This window comes from Segetibacter aerophilus (assembly GCF_007991655.1).
In the GTDB taxonomy this organism is placed as follows: Bacteria; Bacteroidota; Bacteroidia; order Chitinophagales; family Chitinophagaceae; genus Segetibacter; species Segetibacter aerophilus.
The window spans coordinates 155,698-180,698 of record NZ_BJYT01000006.1 but is presented as its reverse complement, the minus strand read 5'-3'; the positions used below and the strand labels follow the sequence as shown (position 1 = coordinate 180,698).

Genomic DNA, 25,001 nt, shown 5'->3' with positions numbered 1-25,001 from the left:
CTGCTGTTGCAAAACGGCTTTTTTGTAATATTTGCTTTTTACTTTTTATTCCTTTTAAACACTGAAACTGAACCGCCTTCCGATACTTTTACAATAACTTCTTCAGCATCATTTTCGGCTTTAATAAAATATGCGTCTTCATCAGTTCCTTCAAAAAGAATAGATTCTTTTACATTGTAACTTTCATACTTTTTTGCAAAAGCTCTCTTGGCTTTCAAAGGCAATTCATCAATTGAAATCCCCCTGCTTGTTCCAATTTTTTCTCCTGCTAAAGTGTAGAAAGCTTCCATCCTTTGATTGTCTGCAACAAAGGTTGCTTTCACAAATTCTCCGGTTGTGCTCCATGACACATCTGATGCTTTTTTGAATTCAGCAGCAAAGTTTTTAAGCGCCAAATAATTAACCTTAGTAGGTTCTGCGAAAGCGGTGGTTGCGAAGGTGGCAACGACGAATGCTGCCAGTAATAACTTTTTCATAATGTAGTTTTGTTTTTATTTTTTTGATTAATTTTTGTCAGTTATATCGTATTGACAATTCAAAAATAGAGTGTGAAACAAGCGGCGACAACTGAATAATGATGAGATGAGAGGCTGCAAAATGCGCACTTGATAAGCGGCAAAAAAAATATGAAATTGAATTGGCTAAAAGGACGAAATGTGTATTAACGAAAGCAGGTTTGATAAATGGTAAAATCAAACACTCCCTAAAATTTAAAAAGCCCAACTTTCGTTGAGCTTTTTAAATTATTGCCGATGTCAAACTTTATCTTATTCTCTTGAAGAGCTGCAAGTGCTCAGCTTCATCTATTTTAATGATTAAGCTTTCTTTCTCATTTTCTGCAGATATATAATAGCTCTGTTCGTCTTGAGATTCATATTTGATGGCTTCCTTGACAGAGTATCCTTCGTATCTTTTTGCAAATGATCTTTTCGCACCAACCGGTAGTTCATCTAAATTGATATTCTTGCTAGTAGCAAACAAACTTCCATTAGGATTATAGAAAGCATCCATCTTTTGATTGTTGTATATGAAGGAAGCTTTTGCTAAACCAGTCTTCGAAGTCCATGTTACATTAGTAACATCTTTAAAATCGTGTTTGAAACTATTAAGAACAAAATAGCTGATCTTAGTTTCGCCGGTGGCAAAAGCGGTTGATACAGTAACTGCTAATAATGCGGAGAGGATTAAATTTTTCATAATGAAAGTTTTTGTTGTAAAAGGGGCCATCTGGTTTTTAATGACTATTTAAAAGTATAACGAGTGAGAGGAGTTTTCTATGAGATTGTGATGAGCGAAAACCAGGTGAAGAAAAAAAATCATCCTCTCCTCCGTTTCTTATCCAAAGAGGAGAAAATTTTATTGTAAATGAGGCAATTACGAACAATTTCGTTGATCTAAACGAACGCGCCACGTTGGCGATAGCAAAACAGACAGAATTAAAATTTGGATGAACGGTAAAAAAGATATTTGATAACGTGTTTTTTTAGGAAAACTAAAGCTTTGGAGAAGATCTTTCTGAACTTAAATCATACAAAAGCGCCATAAAAAAACCTCCGCTAGAGCAGAGGCTAAGAACGCTAGTGCGTTTCAACTTTTTACTTTTTATTTTTTTATTTTTTATTTTTTACTTTTTGTAAAAACCGATACCTCCAATGTCTCATCTATTTTCACTATGATGGATTCTTTATCATTTTCTGCTGTAATGAAGTAGCACTCGCCATCATTTCCTACTGAGCGAACGGCTTGCTTTATTTCGTATCCGTCAAACATTTTTGCGAAAGTTCTTTTTGCCGGAACTGGCAATTGATTCTCATTTGTTTTTTTACTTTCCTCGATTTTCTTGCCATTAATATCGAAAAAAGACATTGTTTTAGACGTTTGTTCAACTGCCATTTGCAGGCTTTGTGACTTTTGAATTTTTACTTTTTCAAAAGCTGGTGCTGCGTGTCCTTTTGCTGTTACCAAGAATGCAAGTAATAGGGTGAAGAATATACTTTTCATAATAATATTTTTGAAAATTCTTATACTAATTGTTGTTTGTCAAAAGTGATAAGTCAAAAGTATATCGAGGAATAGCGGTTGAGAATTGAATTGTGATGAAACGAGAACTACAGGCTACTCCTTGTGATGAGTGGTAGTAATATGTGTGGTGTAGATTTTAGTAAAAAGGTTAGAACTCAATACTGGTAAGGGTTCTACCGGTATTGATCAATCACATTAAAACAGCATTCGGCAGGAGAAGAATTTTTAACGCCGCTTCTGTTGTGATGAATGGCGGAGTAGGGAGCTGGCATTTATTCTTCTTTTACAAAAAAGCTTGATAAAAGTTAGGAAATAAGAAAAAGTATTTAGACATTTGTCTAAATATACAACTCTTTCTAATGAACATTCTTTTTAAGGCTTTGAATGACCGAACCCGCAGAGAAATTCTTGAGATGCTAAAAGAGGGAGATTTAACAGCAGGAGATATCGCAGACAAGTTCAATATTTCAAAGCCGAGTATATCACACCACCTGGATTTGCTGCGTCAAGCTAACCTTGTCACTTCCTCCAAGCAGGGACAGTTTATTTATTATTCCATCAACACCACCGTCATAGATGAAATTCTAACGTGGCTGCTACAATTTAACAATCACTCTAAAACAAAATAAAATGAAGAATAAACTTTTCATCGTCATACTTATTATTGCCGTTATCCCTTTAATCTATTTGGGTCTCGTCTATAATTCGTTACCACCGCAAGTTGCTACTCACTTCTCATTGGACGGAAAGCCAGACGACTATAGGGGCAAGAGCACTTTGATACTAGTAATTGGTTTCATGCAGCTGATAACGATAGGCATGTATTTATTACTTTCTAATATAAATAGGATAGATCCCAAGAAAGCCGCTAACCAATCGAAAGAAACAATGCAAAAAATGGCCATCGCCATAGTTGTTCTGTTAAGCTCTATTGCAGTTAGAATCATTTATTCTGCCGTTAATAATGGGTTCTCTTTAAATAAAGTCATGTTACCAATGCTGGGTCTATTCTTTGCCTACCTCGGCAACCTTATGCATAGCGTAAAGCCTAACTACTTTGTAGGAATACGGACACCATGGGCCCTTGAAGATGAAGATACCTGGAGAAAGACACACCAACTTGCTGGAAAACTTTGGTTTGCAGGAGGTATCGTCATAACTGTTATTACGCTTATAGTACCCGCAAATTCTGCACTAATAGTAATGATTTCTATTGTCGCAATCATCACCATCATTCCTACTGTTTACTCCTATCGTTATTACCAGTTGCATAAAAAATGATTACCCGTTAAGGATGCATTCTTAATATGAGCACCATTGTGAAAATTTGGCGCCATAACACAACAAGTGAATTCGAAAAGGCATAATTGTTAACTTGGCAGGAACTGTGAATGTGGTCTCATGAGAAACCGTAAAGTTTATCTTAGAATGACTTAGTAGTTCCCTGATCACTACATTGTATCTATAATTGAAAAACAGAAAGAAGCCTCATGAATTTTCTTGCCCATGCATACCTATCTTTTAATCATCCTGAAATACTGGTTGGAAATATGATCAGTGATTTTGTAAAGGGTAAGAAAAAGTTTGATTACTCAAAAGGAGTACAGCAGGGAATTAATTTACATAGACAGATTGATGCATTTACAGACATCCACCCTGCAACCAAAGAAGCAAAAACTTTCTTACAATCGGCTGTTGGTTTGTACTCGGGCGCTTTTGTAGATGTTGCTTACGATCATTTCCTCGCAAACGATGCCAACGAGTTTAGCGATACTTCCCTTCGCCTGCATGCAACTCACACCTACCAAATTCTTGCAACTCACAATGCAATCTTACCAGACATCTTTCAAAAGATGTTTCCATACATGCAATCTCAGAACTGGCTGTACAACTATAGAAGCATGTCCGGTACCGAAAGTAGTTTTGGAGGTGTTGTAAGGCGAGCCGCTTATCTACAAAGCAGCGTTGAAGTGTTTGAACTTTTTCAAAAGCATTATTCCGCGTTACAGAATTGTTATAATGATTTCTTCCCTTCTGTTAAGGCATTTTCTTTTGAACAGATTGAACAATTGAGAAATTAATAGGTCTATATCTTTGTCACCAAAGAAAAACAAATGAAAAAACTATTTTTTTTAGTCGGATTTGTATTAGCAGGGCAATGTTTAATGGCACAGCAAAAACCCACGGATCTTGATAAAAGCCCCATGGATGTTAGTTATTTTCCTGCCAACTACCCTATTACCAAAATGCGCGGGCAAGCAAATGGAGATCCCTTAGCACGTGTTATATACAGTAGGCCACAAAAAAAAGGCAGGGAAATTTTTGGCGAAGAGGTTAAGTATAATGATGTCTGGAGGTTAGGTGCAAATGAAGCCACCGAACTTGAATTGTTTAAAAATGCTTCTATCGGTGGAAAGAAAATTCCAAAGGGACGTTACACATTGTATTGCATTCCCACAGAAGCAAAATGGACAATTGTGATAAACAGAGACAACTATAGTTGGGGAAGTTTCACTTATAAAGCTGACAAAGACATTGCAAGAGTAGATGTTCCGGTTCAAAAGACCGCGGATAATGTTGAAGCGCTTTCAATGTATTTCGATGCTAATTCTTTAATTATTCAATGGGAGAATTTAAAGGTAGCTGTCCCTTTTACTTTTTAAATTATCGTAATAACTACAAAAGACCCGGCTTCTTGCCGGGTTTTTTGTTTATTAAAAATGTGTGCAAATAACAGTCAAAGTAATGATTGCAGTAAATGCTCGCCTTTGGGACTTTCCTTTTATTCATGAGAACATTACAACTAATCCATCTGTTACATTAAATTACAAACTAAACCACTTGCCATGTTATTTCAAAACCGAACTGCTTTTATTACCGGCGCCAGTCGTGGAATTGGTAAAGCCATTGCTCTTAAGCTCGCTGCTGAAGGAGCCAATATTGTAGTTGTAGCAAAAAGTATAGAAGAAGATCCAAAGCTTGGGGGAACCATTCAAAGTGCGGCAGCAGAAATAGAACAGGCAGGGGGTAAAGCGCTCGCAGTTCAATGCGACATCAGAGACGAAAAGCAAATTGATAATGCAGTTAATAAAGCAGTTGAGATGTTTGGAGGCATCGATATCTTAATCAATAACGCCTCAGCAATATCTCTAACGACAACTGAGCAAACAGAGATTAAGCGTTTTGACCTGATGCATGATATCAATGTGCGGGGGACTTTCTTCGTTAGCAAGGCTTGTATTCCTCACTTAAAAAAAGGCACCAATCCACATATTCTCACTTTGTCTCCTCCTGTTAACCTCGACGTTAAATGGCTTAAAAATCATGTTGCCTATACCATTACCAAGTACAACATGACGTTGATCACATTAGGGCTTGCAGCAGAATTGAAAAAATATAACATTGCGGCCAACTGCATTTGGCCCCGCACCACCATTGCTACTGCTGCTGTTCAAAACTTGTTGGGTGGAGAAACGCTTATGAGGATGAGTCGAAAAACAGACATCATCGCCGACGCGGTGTATTACATTCTTAGCAAGCCTTCTACCGAGTACACCGGCAACGCATTTATTGATGAAGCTGTGTTAGCTACCGAAGGAATAACTGACCTGGATAAGTACAGTGTTGTTCCGGGAGCAAAACTGTACCAGGATTTGTTTGTTTAAAATAGTTTTTTCTATAAAAAAAGGAAAGGATTGCCGACAAGGAATCCTTTCCTTTTTTTATTCCTGGTAAGATGTAATTAGATATTCTTTAAACCTTTTAAGCTTGCGTAGTGTGTACGTTCTCTTCCATCTTTTCAGGCCTCATTTGTGGAAACAACAATACATCCTGGATAGAAGGTTGGTTTGTTAGCAACATGCACAACCTGTCTATTCCAATACCAATTCCCGAAGTTGGAGGCATCCCGTATTCAAGTGCCCGCAGAAAGTCGTAATCAATAAACATCGCTTCATCATCCCCTCTTTCCATTAGCTTTACCTGGTCCTCGAACCGATCGCGTTGATCAATCGGATCATTTAATTCAGTGTAAGCATTTGCTATCTCCTTACCATTTACCATAAGCTCAAAACGCTCAACAAGCCCTGCTTTGCTACGGTGTTTTTTCGTGAGAGGACTCATCTCAACCGGGTAATCGATTATGAAAGTTGGCTGTATATAATGCTCTTCGCATTTCTCACCAAAAATCTCGTCAATCAGCTTGCCTTTGCCCATGCTTGCATCACTTTTTAAATGTAGTTGTTTGCAAACTTCTCTTAGCTGTTCTTCGTTCATTTCACTCACATCAATGCCGGTATGTTCTTTAATGGCATCGTAAATACTAATGCGTTTATAAGGAGCCTTGAAATCAATTTCTTTATCTGCAACGGTAGCTGTAGTTGTGTTATTAACTGCAAGCGCAACTCTCTCCATCAGTTGCTCTGTCACGTTCATCATCCATTCATAATCCTTGTAAGCGGTATAAAATTCCAACACAGTAAATTCAGGATTATGAGTTCTGTCCATTCCTTCATTTCTAAAATTTCTGCTGAATTCATACACCCAATCAAATCCGCCTACTATCAACCTTTTTAGGTACAATTCATTTGCAATCCGCATATAAAAAGGAACATCCAAAGCATTGTGGTGAGTGATAAAAGGCTTAGCCGCTGCACCTCCGGGAATACTTTGTAAAACCGGCGTATCTACTTCAAGTGCACCGTTTTCATTCAAAAACTCGCGAATGGCATTCATCAATTTCGCACGTTTTACAAATACCTCTTTCACGTGTGGATTTACGATCAGATCAGCATAACGTTGCCTGTATCGAAACTCAGGATCGGTTACCGCATCAAAAGTATGTCCCTCTGCTTCTTTCACTATCGGCAGTGGTTTCAGCGACTTTGTTAGTAGAGTGAACTCCTTAACATGTATAGATGTTTCGCCGGTTTTGGTTGTAAACACATATCCTTTCACCCCGATTATGTCACCAATGTCCAACAGCTTTTTCCAAACCTGGTCGTATAAAGTTTTGTCCTCGCCCAGGCAGATCTCGTCACGTTTTAGGTACACCTGCATTTTACCAACGCTATCCTGTATCACTGCAAATGCAGCTTTACCCATGTCGCGAATGCTCATTAAGCGCCCTGCAATACATACATCTGCAAAATCTGTCTTATTCTCTTCACCCTTATAATGCTCTCTTATGTATACTGAAGTTGTATTAACAGGGTATAAAGGGGCAGGAAAAGGATCAATCCCCAAATTTTGTAAAGCAGCGAGTTTTTCACGGCGTATCAATTCCTGCTCGCTCAAATGTTGACTCATAATAATTCTACTTTTTTAAAAGAAGCGCAAAATTAGGGATTTAGAAATGGAAAGGCATGTATGGTGAAAGCGATCTAATCTCCCATCCGTTTAAAGTTTCTTTGTTTTTATAAGTGGACGGTAAATTTTCATGGCAATATCGTTGTGTCACTCCCTTGTACTATTCGCCCTTCACCTCAACCATCTTATACTTGATAGCGTGACTAGACGCCCTTATTGGTTTGTGGATGTAAGAGGCGTACACTTTAGTAAAACATGCACCGTAATACAAAATGAATGAGGAGTAAAAGACAAACAATAATAGCAGTACAAGTGAACCTGATGCGCCGAATATATTTGTAATGTCGCCTAGTGAGAGCATGTATCGAATGACTATTTTACCGATCGTAAAAAGTACTCCGGTAAAAACTCCACCTACTATAACTACTTTCCATGTAGCCTTTGCGGCTGGGAGCGCCTTAAATAAAATAGAAAACCAGGTAGAAACAACAACTACTGAAAAAGCCTGGTTAAAAAGGACGGTTAGGACATTGGCCGTGTGAGGCGGGATTTCACCAGTATATCGAAGTAAAAAAGCTTCCAATCCTTCTATAAGCATTCCGCTAATAAATAAGATCCCTGCAAGCAATATTATGATTAGAGATACTGCTCTTTTTTCTATTTGCAACTTGAAGGGCTGCGGTGTTCCTTTTACGTTCCAAAGTTGATTAATTGAGTCTTGAATAACTTTAAAGAGCGTGGTAGCAACAAACATTAAGAAGACAAATCCAGCAGCTACTAAAAACCAATTTTTAGCAAGAGATGTAAAGCCGAGAAATGTTTCTCTGACTTGTGCCGCACTTCGACGCCCTAAGACTTCAGCAAGTCGAACAAAAAATTTGTCGCGAAGATTTTGTATTTGAAATACAAGTCCTATTATCTGGACCAATATTATTATAATCGGAGGAAGTGCGAAGGTGGTAAAAAAAGCCGTTGCTCCCGCAAGGCGCAGCGGTTCGTTTCGCTTGAATTCGTCAAATGAAATAGCGCAAATTTTTATAAACTCTTTGCCTGTTATCCGCGCCATTAATCCAGATGAGGTTTGTAGGGTTGCAAATGTGGATCGGGGGAAAAAGCCGGCTATACAAAGACGTGAGACGGATCTTAAAGCCTGGGATCAAAAATGTCTATTTCTAAAAGCAAGGAAGTAGTACTTACTCAATCCTTGCCTTTAGAAATAAACTTAAATTAATTGATAGGAGATTATACAGCTTTCTTCTTAGTAACTGATAGACGGGTAAACTCGCTTCCGTTAAACATTCTGCCAGCGTTTACGTCCTTCGACTTGTTGTAGGTTTCAAGGTTAGCTTCAGTAACCAATCTCCAGAAGTTTTTAGATTTTAGTTCTTCGTAATCTGTGTGCTTGATGAAAATTCCAGTAATAGAATTACGTTTTTTGAATTCAACTTTAACTGTTGGGTTGTTTAATTGTTCGGTTTCAACAAATTTTGCAATCTGCTCTGGTAACATAGTAAAAATTTAATATAGGTGATTGCGGTAAAGCTAAGGAAATAGGCCTCATTAAACAATTTTTAGCAGCTTTATTAACTTTCGTTAACATATTTTTTATAAACAACTGTTTATACATCAATTTAAAAAGTTACGCTTACCCAAAGTCTAGGTCCAGAAGGACGGCAGTCTTTTCACTTGGTCTATCTAGGGTTCATTTCCTGAAAGGCGTCTTCGTTCAAATTACTTTGCTTTATTTGCAATTCATTTTTCACTTATGACCGGAAAACTAATCATTATAACGGCTCCATCAGGAGCAGGAAAAACAAGCATTACCCGGTATTTGCTTAATAAATATCCCAAGCTCGCTTTTTCGATCAGTGCGGCTACCAGGCCTCCACGTGGAAAAGAAAAAAATGGGGTCGACTATTATTTTTTGTCGCTTGAGGAATTTCAAGAAAAAATAAAGGCCAATGAATTTATTGAATGGGAAATGGTTTATGAAGGCAAGTACTACGGTACTCTTAAAAGTGAACTTGAAAGGATTTGGACAGAAGGCAAAACACCAATTTTAGATATTGACGTAAAGGGAGCGATACATGTGCAGCGGCAATATCCCAGCAATACACTTACTATTTTTGTACAGCCACCGTCGGTTGAAGAACTGAAGAAAAGACTTGAAGGCAGGGGAACAGAAACTCCTGAGAATATTGCCACAAGGTTAAATAAGGCTAGTTATGAGATGTCGTTCAATCACTCGTTTGATAAAGTAATCGTAAATGATGACCTCAGCCATGCTTGCACAAAAACAGAGGAAGCCATCAAACAATTTGTAAATATCGATTGAGTATGAAAGTGTATGGAATCCCTAATTGTAACACAGTAAAAAAGGCGATCGACTGGATTAAGAGTAATAATGTGCAGTTCGAATTTCATGACTACAAGAAGAACGGGATTACAAAAGGGAAGTTAAAGGAATGGTCTAAAGAAGTTGGCTGGGAAAAACTGTTGAATAAGAAAGGCACGACTTGGAGAGGACTATCACCGGAACAACAACAGCAGGTAAAAAATGAAAAGACTGCTATAGAATTAATGATAGAAAAGCCTTCAATAATTAAAAGGCCCGTTATTGAAACAGGTGGAAAACTGTTAGTAGGCTTTGATGAAGAAGAATATATGGCCAATCTGAAAAAATAGGCTTCTTTTGCTTCAAACCTCAGTTGCCTGGCATGTGCTGTTTTTATCCAACAAGTTCATGAAACCATTATTCCCGCGTTGACGTTTTCTTCCTTTGGTTTCTTTGCGTTATGGGTTCTCCTTTTAGTGTTATTTTTGCTCCTTTCTTTTCTACAACAAACCAAAGCTTTATTTCCACGTATTTAGTTTCAGGCGAATTCTAAGGGACTAGCAGAAATTCGAACATCTTTTTAACTTTCGTTCTTTATTCTGGCATTTGATGGGTGAGAATTTTTTCTTCATTGAAGAGTGCCACGCAACGATGTTGAATAGCGCTAAGTGTTGGGTTCCCAAAAAAAATCTAAGAAGTTTATGTGTGGCATAGCAGGAATATTATCACCGGATCATAGAAATGTAAGCAGGGAACGCTTGCAGAAAATGACCAATGCAATGAAGCATCGCGGACCTGAAGGTGAGGGATTCTGGATGAATGCTGACCGCACTACGGCCTTTGGCCACCGGCGATTATCTATTCTTGATCTTACAGACGCCGGGGCTCAGCCTATGCACTATTTCGATCGCTACACCATTACCTACAATGGCGAAATTTATAACTACGTTGAAATAAAGGAAACGCTGGAAAAGCAGGGATTTTCGTTCAAATCTCACTGCGATACAGAAGTTGTGCTGGCGGCGTACGCCTGCTATGGCAAAGAATGTCTCCAGTATTTCGACGGCATGTTTGCTTTTGCGATATGGGATGAACAAGAGAAACTTTTATTCTGCGCGCGAGACCGCTTTGGGGAGAAGCCCTTCTATTACCACTATTCATATCAACACAATCAGTTCGTCTTTGCAAGCGAAATGAAAGCGTTGTGGGCTGCGGGTATCAATAAAAAAATGGACAATGAGATGTTGCTGAATTATCTCACACTTGGGTGGGTACAGAACCCGGTAAATAAGCAACAGACTTTTTTTGAAGAGATTGTGTCATTGCCTCCATCTCACTATTTGATTTACAAAATCGACAATCGCGAACCTTACCTGGAAGTTAGGAGCTACTGGGATATTGATAAGGAAGCTGAAATACCTGATTGTTCAAACGATTGTATTAAGGAGAAATTTTTGGAGCTTTTTACTACATCTGTAAAACGTAGACTAAGAAGTGATGTAGCTATAGGCTCTAGCATTAGTGGAGGACTGGATAGCTCTTCGATCGTTGCGATAGTACATAAAATATTAGGTGGTACGGGAAACCAGAAAACGTTTTCAGCAGTCTTTCCCGGGTTTGAAAAAGATGAGTCAGCACAAATTGATGAGGTGGTTCGTCAATTTGGGTTAGACAATTTTAAAGTAACGCCAGAGCCAAATGATTTTATTGCAGACTTTGAAAAACTCGTGTATCACCAGGAGGAGCCTTTTCAATCCTCGAGCATCTACGCCCAATTTAAGGTGTACGAACTGGCCCGACAGAAAGATGTGACCGTAATCTTAGACGGCCAGGGAGCGGATGAGACCATGGCCGGTTATACAAAATACTACCAATGGTATTGGCAGGAAATTATAGCAGGCCGGCAATGGAAGGAAGCTAAAAAAGAAATAGAACTAGCAAAGCAAAATGGTCAGCAAATTAACTGGAGCTGGAAGAATTATGTTGCCGCCTTTATGCCCCAGTTGGCTGCGAATCAGCTTAACAAACTTTCTTACAAAAAGCAGGTAAACCATCCTGATATAACTGCTGATTTTTTTGAGGGCTATAACGACAGAACGAAGATTTTTAAGCCTGCGGTCACCAAATTGAATGACATCCTTTATTTCAACACGATGCAGTTTGGCCTCGAAGAGCTTTTACGGTATGCCGACAGAAATTCTATGGCGCACTCAAGAGAGGTACGCCTTCCTTTTTTAAACCACGATTTGGTTCAATTTATTTTCAGCGTTCCTTCGGCACTAAAAATATATGAAGGGTTCACAAAGCAAATACTACGGCTTAGTATGAATGATTTTTTGCCTAATTCCATTGTTTGGCGAAAAGACAAAGTAGGCTTTGAACCACCCCAAAAACAATGGATGAAACATCCAAAAGTAGAAGAGCTGATAATTGAAAGCAGGAAGAAATTGGTAAAGCAAGGAATTCTTAAACCTGAGGTATTACAAAAGCCGGTGCGCCACCAGGCAGCACATGAAGCAGGCAACTTCGACTGGCGATACTTATGCGCCTCCCAATGTATTTAATGTCGCCCAGCTCGGGCTGTTCACGTGTTTCTCAAACTCTCGCCCATACAAGCTTTGAAGCATTTTCTTACAATTAAGCTCAGCGTCTAAAATATAATCGGCTTTGGAAAGCGGGCTAATGGAAATAATTCATCCATCTTTGCATTCCTTAATTCAATTCAAAATATCATTATTCTTATATGAGACTGAATACAAAAATTATACATGCAGGTGCCGAACCTGATCCTTCGACCGGCGCTATCATGACTCCTATTTACCAGACCTCCACATATGTGCAGGAGGCACCAGGAAAGAATAAAGGATATGAATATGCACGTTCTCAAAATCCAACACGAACTGCGCTTGAAACCGCATTGGCAGCCCTTGAAAATGCAAAGTTTGGTTTAAGTTTTAGCAGCGGGGTAGCAGCAACAGATGCGGTAATTAAGTTACTCTCGCCTGGTGATGAAGTGATTGCAAGTAATGATTTGTATGGCGGCTCTTACCGAATGTTTTCTAAAATCTTTCAAAAGTTTGGGATTAAGTTTCATTATATAAACATGCACGACGCCAGCCACGTAAGTGATTATATAAATGAAAATACAAAGCTCATTTGGCTCGAAACGCCAACAAACCCTTTGATGAATATTACGGATATTGAGGCTGTAACAGCAATTGCAAAACCACACAATATACTTGTCTGCGTCGACAACACTTTTGCATCGCCTTATCTTCAAAACCCTCTGGACCTTGGCGCAGATATCGTAATGCATTCAGCTACTAAATACCTTGGTGGCCACAGTGATGTCATCCATGGCTGCCTGATGATGAATGACCAGGAGTTGCGTGATAAGTTGTTTTTTATTCAAAAGAGTTGCGGGGCTGTGCCGGGACCTCAGGATTGTTTTCTTGTGCTTCGGGGCATTAAAACATTGCATGTTCGTATGCAGAGGCATTGTGAAAACGGAGAAAAGGTCGCTCAATTCCTTCGCAACCATCCAAAGGTTGAAAGGGTGTACTGGTGTGGTTTTGAAGACAGTCCCAATTTTGAAATTGCTCGCAAGCAAATGCGGGGTTTTGGCGGAATGATGAGTTTTACTTTAAAAGATGACAGCATAGAGACTGCAACAAAAGTGTTGTCGTCAACAAAAGTGTTTGCGCTGGCCGAAAGCCTCGGTGGAATTGAATCTCTTATTAACCATCCGGCATCGATGACTCATGCATCTATTCCTCAGGAAGAAAGGATCAAAAACGGGTTGTCAGACTCTCTAATCAGGTTGAGTGTAGGCATCGAAGATGCGGAGGATTTGATCGAAGATTTGAACCAGGCAATCGGATAGATGGATGGAGTAAAAATTCGGAAATAGACAATAAACGTTCAAAACAATCCCTGCTTAAGTTAGCAGGGAATTGTTTTTGTCGCAGGCTGAAGATCTTTTATCAACATCGTTGTGTCACTCCCTTGTACTATAAAACGTTCTTGAGCCGCTTCCATTAATTATACCTTACGCGTTGCCGTTATCTTTGCCGCGTGAATGATCAATTGAAAGACTTTCTTGACAGCAAAGTCGAGCAGTACAACACTCCTGCTTTTATAAAAGATGATCCTGTTTGTATTCCCCACCTTTTTACCGAAAAACAAGACATAGAGATAGCAGCGTTATTCGCATCCATCTTTGCATGGGGCAACCGCACGATTATCATTAAAAAGTCGAAAGATCTTTTGCAGCGAATGGACAACGCTCCTTATGACTTTATTGTAAATCATACTGATAATCATTTAAAGGCTCTCTTAGGTTTCAAGCACCGCACCTTTAACGACACAGACCTCTTATACTTCGTCGAATTTTTACGACACCATTACACTCACAACAAATCTTTAGAAACGGCATTTACAAATGGCATGAATAAAGAAGACGAAACAACAGAGCAAGGTTTAAACCATTTTTTCAGGTATTTCTTTTCTTTGGAAGATGCGCCGGCAAGAACTAAAAAACACATTGCTTCGCCCGGTAAAAAAAGCACTTGTAAAAGGCTCAACATGTTTTTACGTTGGATGGTTAGAAACGATAAAAAAGGAGTAGATTTTGGTATTTGGAAAAAAATAAGTCCGGCCCAACTTGTTTGTCCGATTGATGTCCATGTCGCGCGGGTTGCTTATCGTTTTGACCTCCTTCAAAGAAATCAAATCGATTGGACTGCTGGTGTTGAACTGACAGCTAATCTCCGATTCTTAGATCGAGCCGATCCTGTGAAATACGATTTTGCTTTATTTGCACTAGGTGTGGTTGAAAAGTTCTAAAAAAGAAAAAATGCATTAGAAACATGCAAAGTACAGAGACGATAAAAGAAGTTGTAGAGCAACTCCAAAATGTGCAGCTCGCCTTTACGGTTCAAATTAATTCTTACCAACAACTGCAGCGTGAACTTGCGGAACGCCTCAACTACCTAATTACCCATGATTTCTCACTCGTCGTTTCTATCCTGTATCGTTTAGATATTTCTGAAAAGAAGCTCAAGCAGCTACTGGCTCAAACAAGAGAAGCAACCGCCGGAGATATTATTGCTGAGCTGATAGTAGAAAGGCAATTGCAAAAAATAGAAACGAGAAAAGCTTTCAAGAATAATCCTCCTGATATTCCGGAAGCGGAAAGATGGTAATTTTGGAAAGACTCGAAAACAAGTCTGGCGGCTAAAGAGGCCTTCTAATGAATTTGGAACCACAAGCCTCAATACATCCACCGGAAAGAGTTAGAGAATTACCTTCTATTTTATATCGAAGGGAAAAGCTTGCACCATCCGGATAAACAAAATTTATAGATGAATCGTTGGGGGTCTTATATCGCCTGAGGTTTGCTAATATTCCCGGCGTATTATTTTCAAGGCTGCCATCACTATTAAATTTCATGTAGTATCTATTTGGGTCGCTCACAGGTGTCCATCTACCACTACCGTCGCCCGGGTCTGCCAGAGTTTCGACCAGGAACCATTTGCCTACAATAGCTGAGTTTATTGAATCGTCTACAATGTAATTTTTAGTGCAGGCAAAAAATAAAACGGTTGAAAAGAATGCAGCGATACAGAGTAAAACTTTCATTTGAATTATTTTTTTAGCCTGACAATAGCCAATTAAAAATCGTTGCATGTATAAATCCTCCACTTTCCCTGTTTTAATTTCTGCAGAACGGCATCATTTAATGGTAAGCCCTAGTTCGTTCCCAATTTCTTTTGATTTTCTAAGCTCTTGATTAAGCCAACTCCTACGTCGTGTTCATAATAAAAAACTTAAAAAACAGTTTAATAGAATTAGCCAAAGTTGAACGAAGTGCGTCGCAACGATGATACATAGCACCACCTTGGCTCGGTAAAAAATTAAACCAATATGATCATTGCGGAAATTGGACAGGCACATGATGGAAGTGTAGGCATTTTGCACTCCTATATAGATGCTCTTGCAGATTCTGGTGTTGACGCAATTAAGTTTCAAACCCATATAGCAGAGGCAGAAAGCAGCGCCTTTGAAACATTTAGAGTGCCTTTTAGCTACGTCGATAAAACCCGTTTTGATTATTGGCAACGAATGCAGCTAACAACTGCGCAATGGGTGGAGATCAAGAACCATTGTCACAAAGTGGGAGTGCTATTTTTTTCATCCCCATTTTCTTGCAAAGCTGTAGATATCCTGGAGGAAGCAGGCGTAGACGGCTACAAAATAGGATCGGGTGAAGTGACAAACCTTTTAATGCTTGAGAAAATAGCGGGTACTGGTAAACCTGTAATTCTATCAAGCGGCATGAGCACTTTAGAAGAACTAGATGTTGCCGTACAAATTTTTAAAGAAAACAAAGTACAAGTAGCTGTTTTACAGTGTACGACGTCGTACCCAACAGAGCCCGAGCAATGGGGCCTTCATATAATAAAACAATTAAACATCCGTTATAATATAGCTACCGGCCTTTCTGATCATAGCGGCGATATTGTGTCTTGCCTTGCTGCAACAGCATTAGGAGCCGAGATATTGGAGTTTCATGTAGTATTTGATAAAAGAATGTTTGGACCTGACGCAAAAGCATCGATCGAAATTGATGAAGTTGGAAGATTGGTAAAGGGGGTAAAACAGATTAAGGATTCATTGAAAAACAAGTATTGTAAAAACGGGCTTTCCGAAAACATGTCTGGCTTAAAACAGCTGTTTGGAAAGTCTCTTTGCATAAACAAACACCTACCTGCAGATCACACCATCACTGTTGAAGACCTGGAGTCAAAGAAGCCATCAGGTTATGGAATAGCGCCGTCTGACTATAAATCTATTATTGGCAAAAAGTTGAATAAAGCTTTACACCAGTGGGAATTTTTAAACTATGAAGACTTCAATACCTATGAATAAGCGAAAAATTTGTGTGGTTATTACAGCTCGACCTAGTTACAGCCGCATTAAAACGACGCTTCAGGCAATAAAAAAACACTCGAAACTCGAGTTGCAGATTGTATTGGCAGGACCGGCGCTTCTAAACAAATACGGTAATGTTGACGACATATTGCACAATGATGGCTTTGAAGTAAAGGAAAGGGTCTACACCATGCTTGATGGAGAAAACCTGACCTCGATGGCTAAGACTGTTGGAGTTGGCTTGGTTGAGTTATCAAACGTTTTCTTTAAACTACAGCCTGATATGGTCGTAGTGATTGCTGACCGTTTTGAAACCATCTCAGTTTCCATAGCTGCATCTTATCAAAACATTCCCCTGGTTCATATTCAAGGCGGCGAAATAACCGGTAGCATAGACGAGAAAGTAAGACACGCAAATACAAAGTTTGCCGATATTCATTTAGTCTGCAATAACAGGGCAATGGAAACGGTGATAAAGCTGGGAGAAGATCCCGGCTACGTGTTCAACACTGGGTGCCCTTCTATAGACCTCGCGCGCAATGTTTTAAAAAATCCTGATTTAAATTTTGACCCGTATAAAAAGTACGGAGGCTTTGGAAGCAAGCCAAATTACCAGAAAGGCTATATAGTGGTGATGCAACATTCAGTAACGACTGAATTTGGTGAAGCAAAATTGCAGGTTGAAGAAACTTTGCAGGCTATAAAAGATCTAAAAATACCGACCTTCTGGTTTTCTCCGAATGCCGATGCTGGCTCCGACGCTGTATCGCAAAGCATCAGTTATTATCGCAGCCATTACGATTTGTCGCATGTTCATTTTTTCGACAACATGGTTCCCGACGACTTCCTGAGGCTCGTCTACAATTCAATCTGCCTTGTCGGCAATAGTAGCATGGGGATAAGAGAGTGTTCTTACATGGGCGTCCCGGTGATAAATATTGGCAACAGGCAGAGTGGAAGAGAAAGAGGCTGCAACCTGATTGATGTTGAGCATGACAAGCAGGAAATCGTAAACGCCGTTCGTTTTTGGCAAGAAAGTGAAAGACCAAACAGGTCATTTGTATACGGAAAGGGCGATGCAGGCAAAAAAATGGCAGATGTCTTAGCCACAGTAAAACTCCGATATTCTAAAATTCTACAGTTCCAAGATGAAAAACCTGTGTATAATTCCAGCCCGATCAGGCTCAAAAGGAGTGCCCGGCAAAAACATAAAGCAGCTTAACGGAAAGCCTTTAATACAATATACTTTCGACGCTGCGCTTGAATGTAGCTTTTTAGATAGAATCGTTCTAAGTACAGATTGTACAACTATTGCAGCCACTGCAAAAAAAGCTTCTATAGAAGTTCCTTTTCTTAGGCCCGCACACCTCGCAAACGATACAACTCCTACCCTTGAGGTCATTAAACATGCTCTGCACTACTTTGACAAGCGCGGACAGTTCTACGATAATATTTGCCTCTTACAACCTACCTGCCCTTTTAGGAGTGAAGGATTTGTTGATCTCTGTTTCGAAAATTTTATTTCCTCTGGCGCCGATTGCCTCGTTTCAGTAAAAGTTGTTCCGCACGAATACAATCCACATTGGGTTTTTGAAGCTAATCCATCAGGTTATTTAAAAATTGCTACAGGCGAAGAAGTGATTATCCCTTCCAGGCAATTGTTGCCTAAATCATTTGCGAGAGACGGAAGCGTCTATATTTTTAAAGCGGACAATATCCGTAACAGGAATTCAATTTTTGGACAGACGATTTCCTATGTGGAAACGGACGAAATGTGGCATGTAAACATTGATACTGCTGAAGACTGGAAGCGGGCAGAAATGATAGCCAAAATGTTATTCGTAGTTTCGTAGCTATCATTTAAAGCCAAACTTTGGTAGAACTACCTGCGCATATTACATACAGCACTATCCTTACAGACGAGGATAAAAATAAATTGTCGGCTGTCATGGAACTTCCGACAGTAGCCCCTTCGTTCTACGATAGTCAACTTAAAAGCATCTTTCAATACTATTCGCTCACTCCGGATGAAATGGATACAGAAGTTCACAAATACGCATCAAAATTATTAGCTGAAGGAAAAGTTAATGAAGCGTGGCAAGTACTACTAACAAGCGAATAACCTTACTTTTTAGATAATTTTGCACCATGTTTTCTGCTGAAACCTGGTACGGATTACTCACCATTATTACCCTTCGCTATTTTCTTATTGCAGGGGTAGCTTACCTTATCTGGTACAAACTGAAAAGGGATAAAATAGCCTATAAAAAGATACAGCAGCGTTTTCCTGATAATGAAGATTACAAGAGAGAGATTTTCTATCCCCTAGTTACTATAGTCATTTTCGCCCTGGTACCGGCAGCAATGTTGTTAACTCCATTCAGGCAATACACCCAATATTACCAACATATTGATCAGCATAGCATGTGGTGGTTTTGGTTGGCTTTTCCCGTGATGTTTATTGTGCATGATACTTACTTCTATTGGATGCATCGGACTATGCATCATCCGAAATTGTTTAAGCTTTTTCATGTACTCCATCATAAGTCTACCAATCCATCTCCCTGGGCTGCTTTTTCTTTTCAGCCTTCGGAAGCTTTTTTTGAGGCGGGCATTTTTGTTCTTTTAATAATGATTATGCCCCTCCACCTTATTCACCTGTTTGTATTTTTTCTTGTAATGATGGTATACAACGTTTACGGTCATTTGGGCTGGGAGTTATATCCTGCCGGTTTTACCAAACATCCTGTTGGAAAATGGATTAATACTTCTGTAAATCATAATCAACACCACCAGTATTTTAAAGGGAACTATAGTTTGTACTTTTTGTTCTGGGACAGGTTAATGGGAACCCTTAGATCTGACTACGACTCTCATTTTGAAAAAGTGAAAGCAAGGAAACCTGCCAAGCAAATAGTTGAATCATCTATAGCAGAGTAGTTAACTCCAGGCAAGTAGTTTTCGGAAAAATGAATTTGTTGATTGGGCCGTGTGTGGTTTAATTAACCCTGACTATTTCTGCACCTAAGGCTTGCAGTCTCTTATCAATATTTTGATAACCTCTGTCAATTTGTTCGATATTCTGAATCGTACTTTTCCCTTCGGCACTTAAGGCTGCAATCAGCATTGCTACGCCTGCACGAATGTCTGGGCTACTCATTGTAATACCTCTCAGTGGATGTTTTCTGCCAAGCCCTATAACTGTGGCTCTATGAGGATCACACAAGATAATTTGGGCCCCCATTTCCATTACCTTATCAACGAAGAAAAGGCGGCTTTCGAACATCTTTTGGTGTATAAGTACGCTTCCGACGGCTTGTGTTGCTACTACCAAAACAATGCTTATTAAGTCAGGCGTAAAACCTGGCCAGGGATGATCATAAATCGTTAAAACAGTTCCATCAAGAAAGGTCTGTATCTCGTACTTCTCCTGGTAAGGAATAAAAATGTCATCTCCCCGAAACTCCATTTTTATCCCAAGCTGAGCAAACTTTTCCGGTATAACACCCAGGTGTTCTATGCCTGCATTTTTTATGGTTATCTCGCTTTGGGTCATTGCTGCAAGACCTATAAAACTTCCCACCTCAATCATATCCGGAAGCATACGATGTTCTGTTCCTTTCAATGATTCGACACCCTCAATAATAAGTAGATTACTGCCAACACCTGCGATCTTCGCACCCATGCGCATAAGCATCCTGCAAAGTTGTTGCAGGTATGGCTCGCATGCAGCGTTATAAATGGAGGTCTTTCCTTCAGCCATTACCGCAGCCATCAGGATATTTGCGGTGCCGGTAACCGAAGGTTCATCTAAAAGTATATCAACCCCTTTTAGTCCCGTTGTGCTTAGCTGAAAGAAATGCTGGGCGTCATCGAAGTGAAAATTTGCCCCTAGTTTTTGAAAACCTATGATATGAGTATCTAGCCTTCTGCGACCAATTTTGTCTCCACCAGGTTTGGGGACATAAGCTTTTTTGAAACGAGCAAGCAGGGGACCGGCAAGCATAACTGAACCGCGTAGTTTTCCACTTTTCTGCCTGAAGTCTTCTGATCCGAGATGATCAACGTTTACATTATCAGCTTGAAAAATACAAGTGTCTCTAGACACTCTATTTACTTTTACCCCCATCTCCTGCAACAACTCGATTTGCAGGTTTACATCTACGATGTCGGGAATGTTTGAGATAGTCACCGGTTCTGCCGTAAGCAAAACCGCTGAGATAATTTGAAGCGCTTCATTTTTTGCTCCCTGCGGAACAATTTCACCTGTAAGCTTTTTGCCACCCGTAACCTGGAAACTACTCACTAAAAACGCTTTTTATTGCCTCCAAATTTATTATTTCTGTTGTCTCGTCCGCCGCCACCATTATTGCCAGGTGCATTTCGGTTATCGCGACTACCTCCACTGCCGGCATTTCTATTGTCGCGACCTGTGTTGCCACCCTCGCGGTTTCCGCCACCACCTCCGCCATCACGGCTGTTGCGTTGAAACTGTCCGCCGTTGTTATTGCGTTTAAAGCGATTGTTGTCACCAAAGCCGCCACTTCTGTTGTTGTCGCGACCTTCGTTTGCACGGTAATGTTTTACAAAAGGAGTACTATCGAACTCAAGCTGGCCGTTAGTAATTACGTTTAGCTCAGCACGAATACCATCATCATGCACCAGTTCTTTGTGCCAGTTGCTATAAGCCAGCTTCATGTAGTAGGCTATTGAATTTGCAAAACCGGCTCTTTTATCAGGATTTTCTTCCTTTAAAGCTTTATCAATTACAATCTCCAAATTCTTACCTAAATGGTTATACCGCGGCTTGCGTTTAGGATAAGGAAGCGGATCTGGTTTTAGTTTATAAGTCTCTTTTGTTGGTATTGGGTAAGGGCAATCAACGTCTAGTTTAAAATCGCTTACAAAAAACAAATGGTCCCAGAGCAGGTGCCTGAAATCCTCTACGTTTTTTAAGTGCGGGTTAAGAGTTCCCATCAGTTCAATCACCACTTGCGCCTGTTGCTGGCGCTTTTGCCTGTCCTCAATTGTCAGCACATGTTCTACCATTCTTTGAATATGTCTTCCATATTCTTTCATAGTTAAATGGTTGCGCTGCGTGTTATATTCCATGTAAAAAAATTATGAGCAAATGTAATAAAGCTTTTTGTAAGGAAAAGAATATTATGAACCCTGCAACAAGGCTTCAATAGGCCTTTGTTGCGTCGCACTCTTGTACGGTTGTTTCTCTGATTTGATCAATAAAAACCGGTACAACAGCACTCTTTCAAAACGCTAAAACTTGTCCTCGCTTAGAATTTATATAACGATATAATCAAGCAATTTATTTGTGCTTTCATCTTATCTATGAATCACCGGCAGGAGTCCAATTTTTTGTGATCTGCAACAATTGGTTAGATTTATTGCTTTAACTACTATCAATGAAACGATCGATAATTCTTGTATTTGCAATAATCACTGTCACTGCTTGCAAACTCAGTAACACCAACCCAGGCAATGAAGGCAACAAAGAGCTTTCAACCCTTTTAAACAATTACTACGAAGAAAGACTGAAGTTGTACCCTCTTGAAGCAACCGGTATTGGCGATGCCCGTTATAATAATCTTCTGCCCATTGAATTTACAAATAGCTATCGCGATACTCTTAAAGATTTTTATAACCGATACCTTACCTATATAGGTAAGTACGATCGCGAGAACTTAAACCAAAAGGATAAGCTTAGTTACGATGATTTTAAGAGAGAAATGGAAATAAACCTGGAAGGCTTAAAGTACCAGGAGAATTACATTCCGTTCCAGCAATTTTGGGGGCTTCCTTTAACCATGGGACAACTCGGCAGCGGCGCAGGAAACCAGCCTTTCAAAACAGTAAAAGATTATGACGATTGGTTAAGTCGTGCTGGTAAGTTTCCTGCCTGGGCGGACAGTTCGATCGTTTATTTCCGAAAAGGTATAACTGCAAATTATGTTTTACCAAAAGCACTGGTTGTAAAAATGATACCTCAGATGGAGGCAATGCAGGTAAAAGAAGATACAGCCAGTTTGTTCTTCGATCCGGTTAGAACCTTTCCAAGCAACTTTTCAGATAATGATAAAAGTCGTTTGAAGGCGGCTTTTGCAAATTTGATCCATCAACAAATAAAACCAGCTTATAAAAAGTTAGGGGACTTTCTTTCTAATGAATATTTACCAAAAGCAAGGGCAACGTCTGGCATAAGCGCCTTACCAAATGGAAAAGAGTACTATCAATATCTCATACGTTCGCAAACAACTACTAACAAAACTCCTGAAGAAATCTACCAGTTAGGCTTAAGCGAAGTAGCCAGGATTGGAAAGCTGCAGGACAGCGTAAAAAATTCAGTAGGGTTTAAAGGAAATATGAATGCTTTCTTCGAATTCATGAAAAACGATAAGCAGTTCATGCCTTACAAGTCACCTGCAGAAGTATTGGCAGCCTTTGAGAAGATCCATCAAAGGATAGAACCTAATCTTAAAAAGATGTTCAATCATGTTCCCAAAACAGCTTTTGAAATCAGGCAGACAGAAGCATTCAGGGCAGCAAGTGCAAGTGCAGAATATAACCAGGGTTCACCGGATGGAGCAAGGCCGGGAATATTTTATGTACCCATTCTAGATGCCACCACTTTCAACTCTACCAGTGGTATGGAAAGTTTGTTTCTGCATGAAGCAATCCCGGGCCACCACTACCAAATATCGTTGCAGCAGGAAGATACTACCCTCCCGAGGTTTCGTCGTTTTGGAGGCAATAATGCTTATATAGAAGGATGGGCTTTGTATTGCGAGTCGTTAGGAAAAGAGCTCGGTCTTTACACCGATCCCTACCAGTATATGGCCGCATTGGGAGATGAAATACATAGAGCAATCCGGCTTGTAGTAGACGTAGGCTTGCACACAAAAAACATGACAAGAGAAGAAGCTATAAAATATATGATGGAACATGAAGCCATCAGCGAACAAGGTGCTACTGCAGAAATTGAACGCTATATGGCTATACCCGGCCAGGCACTGGGCTACAAAATTGGAGCATTGAAAATAGCGGAGCTACGAAACAAGTACCAAAAAGAGTTGGGGAGCCATTTCAATCTTGCGAACTTTCATGACAACATTTTAAAAGACGGTGCGTTGCCGCTCGACGTGTTAGAAAAGAAAATGGATGAGTGGGCTAAAGGACAGAAGAAGTAAAAGAAGGGCTACCTACTTCAATGTTTTTGACAGCTCAACATTATTGCGTCTCTTTTATACAAAGGGGCACTGGTTGAATAATGAACGGCGGTACAAGAGTGCGACGCAACCAAAGTTGACAGAATTACTCTAGCTGGATACATAGAAATATTACTTGACATCCAGGGTAAAACCAATAGTGGTTCCTATATCGGGCTTACTACGAACATGAATGGTTTGTCCATGAGCCTCAATGATGTGTTTGCAAATCGCCAGCCCGAGGCCGGTGCCTCCGACATCACGGCTGCGACCGCGATCGGTGCGATAAAATCTTTCAAAGATCCGAGGCAGGTGTTCCTCTGCTATGCCAATGCCATCGTCGCTTATTTCTATTAAAACATGCTGGCCATCCGTTTTATAAATGCTTGCTACGATATGACCGTTTTCCTTTCCGTATTTAGTTGAATTACTTACAATATTGCTGATGACCTGCTTGATTTTTTCCTTGTCGGCAAATACAGACACCGGTTGATCACAACCCTTTTTGATGGAAGCTCTTATATTTTTAGCGGCAGTTTTTATAGATAGAGAATCATAAATTTCTTTTATCAGATCCTGTATAATAAAGTGGGTTTTGTTTAAAGGTTGTTCACCACTTTCCAGCTTAGTTATTTCATCGAGATCACTAGCTAGGGTAACGAGCCTGTCGACATTGCGAGCCGTGTTTTCTAAAAAACGTTTGCTCACTTCTTTGTTTTCCATTGCCCCGTCTAACAGCGTATCGACATAACCCTGGATAGCAAAAATGGGAGTTTTGAATTCATGTGCAAGGTTTTGAAGAAACTCTTTTCTGTAGGCTTCGTTACTTCTTAAAATTTCGATTTCCTCTTTTTGTTGCGATGCCCATTTTTCTACATCTTCCCTCACTTCATCGATGCTTTTTTGCGGAAGTATGTATTTATAATAAGTCTCTTCGCGCTTTGATGCCTTAGTTTGGTAGATGAATTTGTAGATGAGTTTGATTTTGCGATAAATAAATCGCTCAAGGGTAAATTTTATTAGAAGAAAGCTGCCCAAAAAAACAATCGCAAACACAATTAAAGACACCCACCACTTTGGATGCATCACATAATAGCCAACTGTTATCGGGAAAGTTAAGATTGCCGCAGTGTATAGTGAAAGCTGTTGTGGTGAAAGATTTTTAGTTGCGAACATGTTACGAA

Annotated in this window: 27 protein-coding genes; 17 read left to right on the top strand and 10 right to left on the bottom strand. The window is 39.7% G+C overall.

Features of this window, described 5'->3' with window-relative positions:
- Nucleotides 1-38: 38 nt before the first annotated feature.
- The 3 genes from SAE01_RS09590 to SAE01_RS09580 form a co-directional block, all read right to left on the bottom strand.
- The gene (locus SAE01_RS09590; protein WP_147203537.1) at nucleotides 39-476 is read right to left on the bottom strand and encodes a hypothetical protein; all 438 of its coding nucleotides are present in this window, start codon (nucleotides 474-476) and stop codon (nucleotides 39-41) included.
- A gap of 286 nt (nucleotides 477-762) precedes the next feature.
- Nucleotides 763-1,197: a hypothetical protein gene (locus SAE01_RS09585; protein ID WP_147203536.1), complete on the bottom strand. Its 435-nt coding sequence runs from the start codon at nucleotides 1,195-1,197 to the stop codon at nucleotides 763-765.
- Between the two features lie 420 nt (nucleotides 1,198-1,617).
- A complete protein-coding gene (locus tag SAE01_RS09580; protein WP_147203535.1) occupies nucleotides 1,618-2,001 on the bottom strand; it encodes a hypothetical protein in 384 nt (127 codons plus the stop codon).
- 380 nt (nucleotides 2,002-2,381) lie between these two features.
- Between SAE01_RS09580 and SAE01_RS09575 the strand changes: the two genes are divergently transcribed.
- The 5 genes from SAE01_RS09575 to SAE01_RS09555 all read left to right on the top strand — a co-directional run bounded on the left by SAE01_RS09575 (nucleotide 2,382) and on the right by SAE01_RS09555 (nucleotide 5,687).
- The gene (locus tag SAE01_RS09575; RefSeq protein WP_147203534.1) at nucleotides 2,382-2,651 is read left to right on the top strand and encodes an autorepressor SdpR family transcription factor; all 270 of its coding nucleotides are present in this window, start codon (nucleotides 2,382-2,384) and stop codon (nucleotides 2,649-2,651) included.
- 1 nt (nucleotide 2,652) lies between these two features.
- On the top strand, nucleotides 2,653-3,303 hold the full coding sequence (locus SAE01_RS09570; RefSeq protein WP_147203533.1) for an SdpI family protein: 651 nt from the start codon (nucleotides 2,653-2,655) through the stop codon (nucleotides 3,301-3,303).
- Between the two features lie 209 nt (nucleotides 3,304-3,512).
- A complete protein-coding gene (locus SAE01_RS09565; RefSeq protein ID WP_147203532.1) occupies nucleotides 3,513-4,103 on the top strand; it encodes an acyl carrier protein phosphodiesterase in 591 nt (196 codons plus the stop codon).
- 33 nt (nucleotides 4,104-4,136) lie between these two features.
- On the top strand, nucleotides 4,137-4,685 hold the full coding sequence (locus tag SAE01_RS09560) for a DUF2911 domain-containing protein (protein WP_147203531.1): 549 nt from the start codon (nucleotides 4,137-4,139) through the stop codon (nucleotides 4,683-4,685).
- 183 nt (nucleotides 4,686-4,868) lie between these two features.
- Nucleotides 4,869-5,687, top strand: a complete 819-nt coding sequence (locus SAE01_RS09555; RefSeq protein ID WP_147203530.1) for an SDR family oxidoreductase — start codon at nucleotides 4,869-4,871, stop codon at nucleotides 5,685-5,687.
- A 97-nt stretch (nucleotides 5,688-5,784) separates the two neighbouring features.
- Here SAE01_RS09555 and lysS read toward each other — a convergent pair whose 3' ends face one another.
- The 3 genes from lysS to SAE01_RS09540 all read right to left on the bottom strand — a co-directional run bounded on the left by lysS (nucleotide 5,785) and on the right by SAE01_RS09540 (nucleotide 8,838).
- Nucleotides 5,785-7,329: a lysine--tRNA ligase gene (lysS, locus tag SAE01_RS09550; RefSeq protein WP_147203529.1), complete on the bottom strand. Its 1,545-nt coding sequence runs from the start codon at nucleotides 7,327-7,329 to the stop codon at nucleotides 5,785-5,787.
- A gap of 160 nt (nucleotides 7,330-7,489) precedes the next feature.
- Nucleotides 7,490-8,395, bottom strand: coding sequence for a YihY/virulence factor BrkB family protein (locus SAE01_RS09545; protein ID WP_147203528.1), 906 nt, complete (start codon nucleotides 8,393-8,395; stop codon nucleotides 7,490-7,492).
- Nucleotides 8,396-8,571: 176 nt separating this feature from the next.
- Nucleotides 8,572-8,838: a short-chain dehydrogenase gene (locus SAE01_RS09540; RefSeq protein WP_147203527.1), complete on the bottom strand. Its 267-nt coding sequence runs from the start codon at nucleotides 8,836-8,838 to the stop codon at nucleotides 8,572-8,574.
- A 256-nt stretch (nucleotides 8,839-9,094) separates the two neighbouring features.
- Here SAE01_RS09540 and gmk point away from each other — a divergent pair, with 256 nt between their 5' ends.
- The 6 genes from gmk to SAE01_RS09510 all read left to right on the top strand — a co-directional run bounded on the left by gmk (nucleotide 9,095) and on the right by SAE01_RS09510 (nucleotide 14,868).
- Complete coding sequence (gmk, locus tag SAE01_RS09535; protein ID WP_147203526.1) at nucleotides 9,095-9,664, top strand: guanylate kinase; 570 nt, start codon at nucleotides 9,095-9,097, stop codon at nucleotides 9,662-9,664.
- A 2-nt stretch (nucleotides 9,665-9,666) separates the two neighbouring features.
- Complete coding sequence (locus SAE01_RS09530; protein ID WP_147203525.1) at nucleotides 9,667-10,014, top strand: ArsC family reductase; 348 nt, start codon at nucleotides 9,667-9,669, stop codon at nucleotides 10,012-10,014.
- Nucleotides 10,015-10,365: 351 nt separating this feature from the next.
- The gene (asnB, locus tag SAE01_RS09525) at nucleotides 10,366-12,228 is read left to right on the top strand and encodes an asparagine synthase (glutamine-hydrolyzing) (RefSeq protein WP_147203524.1); all 1,863 of its coding nucleotides are present in this window, start codon (nucleotides 10,366-10,368) and stop codon (nucleotides 12,226-12,228) included.
- A gap of 179 nt (nucleotides 12,229-12,407) precedes the next feature.
- Nucleotides 12,408-13,547: a cystathionine gamma-synthase gene (locus tag SAE01_RS09520; protein ID WP_147203523.1), complete on the top strand. Its 1,140-nt coding sequence runs from the start codon at nucleotides 12,408-12,410 to the stop codon at nucleotides 13,545-13,547.
- Between the two features lie 191 nt (nucleotides 13,548-13,738).
- Nucleotides 13,739-14,509 (top strand): TIGR02757 family protein, encoded by a 771-nt coding sequence (locus SAE01_RS09515; RefSeq protein ID WP_147203522.1) that lies wholly within the window; start codon nucleotides 13,739-13,741, stop codon nucleotides 14,507-14,509.
- Nucleotides 14,510-14,532: 23 nt separating this feature from the next.
- Nucleotides 14,533-14,868, top strand: coding sequence for a hypothetical protein (locus SAE01_RS09510; RefSeq protein ID WP_147203521.1), 336 nt, complete (start codon nucleotides 14,533-14,535; stop codon nucleotides 14,866-14,868).
- Between the two features lie 31 nt (nucleotides 14,869-14,899).
- On the opposite strand, the gene SAE01_RS09505 is transcribed toward SAE01_RS09510, so the two are convergent.
- Nucleotides 14,900-15,304 (bottom strand): hypothetical protein, encoded by a 405-nt coding sequence (locus SAE01_RS09505; RefSeq protein WP_147203520.1) that lies wholly within the window; start codon nucleotides 15,302-15,304, stop codon nucleotides 14,900-14,902.
- Nucleotides 15,305-15,589: 285 nt separating this feature from the next.
- Between SAE01_RS09505 and SAE01_RS09500 the strand changes: the two genes are divergently transcribed.
- From SAE01_RS09500 to SAE01_RS09480, 5 genes are read left to right on the top strand one after another with little or no spacing between them, the layout of a single operon-like run.
- On the top strand, nucleotides 15,590-16,594 hold the full coding sequence (locus tag SAE01_RS09500) for an N-acetylneuraminate synthase family protein (RefSeq protein WP_147203519.1): 1,005 nt from the start codon (nucleotides 15,590-15,592) through the stop codon (nucleotides 16,592-16,594).
- On the top strand, nucleotides 16,569-17,819 hold the full coding sequence (gene neuC / locus SAE01_RS09495; protein ID WP_218029124.1) for a UDP-N-acetylglucosamine 2-epimerase: 1,251 nt from the start codon (nucleotides 16,569-16,571) through the stop codon (nucleotides 17,817-17,819). Before SAE01_RS09500 ends, neuC begins: the two co-directional genes overlap by 26 nt.
- Nucleotides 17,746-18,450: an acylneuraminate cytidylyltransferase family protein gene (locus SAE01_RS09490; RefSeq protein WP_147203518.1), complete on the top strand. Its 705-nt coding sequence runs from the start codon at nucleotides 17,746-17,748 to the stop codon at nucleotides 18,448-18,450. The genes neuC and SAE01_RS09490 overlap by 74 nt, the downstream gene beginning before the upstream one ends.
- 20 nt (nucleotides 18,451-18,470) lie before the next feature.
- A complete protein-coding gene (locus SAE01_RS09485) occupies nucleotides 18,471-18,719 on the top strand; it encodes a hypothetical protein (RefSeq protein WP_147203517.1) in 249 nt (82 codons plus the stop codon).
- A gap of 26 nt (nucleotides 18,720-18,745) precedes the next feature.
- Complete coding sequence (locus tag SAE01_RS09480; protein WP_147203516.1) at nucleotides 18,746-19,537, top strand: sterol desaturase family protein; 792 nt, start codon at nucleotides 18,746-18,748, stop codon at nucleotides 19,535-19,537.
- 58 nt (nucleotides 19,538-19,595) lie between these two features.
- On the opposite strand, the gene murA is transcribed toward SAE01_RS09480, so the two are convergent.
- Nucleotides 19,596-20,903 carry a UDP-N-acetylglucosamine 1-carboxyvinyltransferase gene (murA, locus tag SAE01_RS09475; RefSeq protein WP_147203515.1) on the bottom strand — a complete coding sequence of 436 codons (1,308 nt, stop codon included), beginning with the start codon at nucleotides 20,901-20,903 and terminating at the stop codon, nucleotides 19,596-19,598.
- Nucleotides 20,903-21,709 (bottom strand): DUF4290 domain-containing protein, encoded by an 807-nt coding sequence (locus tag SAE01_RS09470; RefSeq protein WP_147203514.1) that lies wholly within the window; start codon nucleotides 21,707-21,709, stop codon nucleotides 20,903-20,905. The genes murA and SAE01_RS09470 overlap by 1 nt, the downstream gene beginning before the upstream one ends.
- A 308-nt stretch (nucleotides 21,710-22,017) precedes the next feature.
- Between SAE01_RS09470 and SAE01_RS09465 the strand changes: the two genes are divergently transcribed.
- Nucleotides 22,018-23,799, top strand: coding sequence for a DUF885 domain-containing protein (locus tag SAE01_RS09465; protein WP_147203513.1), 1,782 nt, complete (start codon nucleotides 22,018-22,020; stop codon nucleotides 23,797-23,799).
- A 150-nt stretch (nucleotides 23,800-23,949) separates the two neighbouring features.
- Here SAE01_RS09465 and SAE01_RS09460 read toward each other — a convergent pair whose 3' ends face one another.
- Complete coding sequence (locus SAE01_RS09460; RefSeq protein WP_147203512.1) at nucleotides 23,950-24,993, bottom strand: sensor histidine kinase; 1,044 nt, start codon at nucleotides 24,991-24,993, stop codon at nucleotides 23,950-23,952.
- Nucleotides 24,994-25,001 lie beyond the last annotated feature (8 nt).

Coding starts and splice junctions, on each gene's coding strand:
- SAE01_RS09575 (WP_147203534.1), top strand. CDS start 2,382: ATGAACATTCTTTTTAAGGCTTTGAATGACCGAACCCGCAGAGAAATT.
- SAE01_RS09510 (WP_147203521.1), top strand. CDS start 14,533: ATGCAAAGTACAGAGACGATAAAAGAAGTTGTAGAGCAACTCCAAAAT.
- SAE01_RS09505 (WP_147203520.1), bottom strand. CDS start 15,304: ATGAAAGTTTTACTCTGTATCGCTGCATTCTTTTCAACCGTTTTATTT.
- SAE01_RS09530 (WP_147203525.1), top strand. CDS start 9,667: ATGAAAGTGTATGGAATCCCTAATTGTAACACAGTAAAAAAGGCGATC.
- neuC (WP_218029124.1), top strand. CDS start 16,569: ATGAAGACTTCAATACCTATGAATAAGCGAAAAATTTGTGTGGTTATT.
- lysS (WP_147203529.1), bottom strand. CDS start 7,329: ATGAGTCAACATTTGAGCGAGCAGGAATTGATACGCCGTGAAAAACTC.
- gmk (WP_147203526.1), top strand. CDS start 9,095: ATGACCGGAAAACTAATCATTATAACGGCTCCATCAGGAGCAGGAAAA.
- SAE01_RS09460 (WP_147203512.1), bottom strand. CDS start 24,993: ATGTTCGCAACTAAAAATCTTTCACCACAACAGCTTTCACTATACACT.
- asnB (WP_147203524.1), top strand. CDS start 10,366: ATGTGTGGCATAGCAGGAATATTATCACCGGATCATAGAAATGTAAGC.
- SAE01_RS09570 (WP_147203533.1), top strand. CDS start 2,653: ATGAAGAATAAACTTTTCATCGTCATACTTATTATTGCCGTTATCCCT.
- SAE01_RS09560 (WP_147203531.1), top strand. CDS start 4,137: ATGAAAAAACTATTTTTTTTAGTCGGATTTGTATTAGCAGGGCAATGT.
- SAE01_RS09590 (WP_147203537.1), bottom strand. CDS start 476: ATGAAAAAGTTATTACTGGCAGCATTCGTCGTTGCCACCTTCGCAACC.
- SAE01_RS09540 (WP_147203527.1), bottom strand. CDS start 8,838: ATGTTACCAGAGCAGATTGCAAAATTTGTTGAAACCGAACAATTAAAC.
- SAE01_RS09520 (WP_147203523.1), top strand. CDS start 12,408: ATGAGACTGAATACAAAAATTATACATGCAGGTGCCGAACCTGATCCT.
- SAE01_RS09470 (WP_147203514.1), bottom strand. CDS start 21,709: ATGGAATATAACACGCAGCGCAACCATTTAACTATGAAAGAATATGGA.
- SAE01_RS09490 (WP_147203518.1), top strand. CDS start 17,746: ATGAAAAACCTGTGTATAATTCCAGCCCGATCAGGCTCAAAAGGAGTG.
- SAE01_RS09500 (WP_147203519.1), top strand. CDS start 15,590: ATGATCATTGCGGAAATTGGACAGGCACATGATGGAAGTGTAGGCATT.
- SAE01_RS09565 (WP_147203532.1), top strand. CDS start 3,513: ATGAATTTTCTTGCCCATGCATACCTATCTTTTAATCATCCTGAAATA.
- SAE01_RS09585 (WP_147203536.1), bottom strand. CDS start 1,197: ATGAAAAATTTAATCCTCTCCGCATTATTAGCAGTTACTGTATCAACC.
- SAE01_RS09480 (WP_147203516.1), top strand. CDS start 18,746: ATGTTTTCTGCTGAAACCTGGTACGGATTACTCACCATTATTACCCTT.
- SAE01_RS09465 (WP_147203513.1), top strand. CDS start 22,018: ATGAAACGATCGATAATTCTTGTATTTGCAATAATCACTGTCACTGCT.
- SAE01_RS09545 (WP_147203528.1), bottom strand. CDS start 8,395: ATGGCGCGGATAACAGGCAAAGAGTTTATAAAAATTTGCGCTATTTCA.
- SAE01_RS09555 (WP_147203530.1), top strand. CDS start 4,869: ATGTTATTTCAAAACCGAACTGCTTTTATTACCGGCGCCAGTCGTGGA.
- SAE01_RS09580 (WP_147203535.1), bottom strand. CDS start 2,001: ATGAAAAGTATATTCTTCACCCTATTACTTGCATTCTTGGTAACAGCA.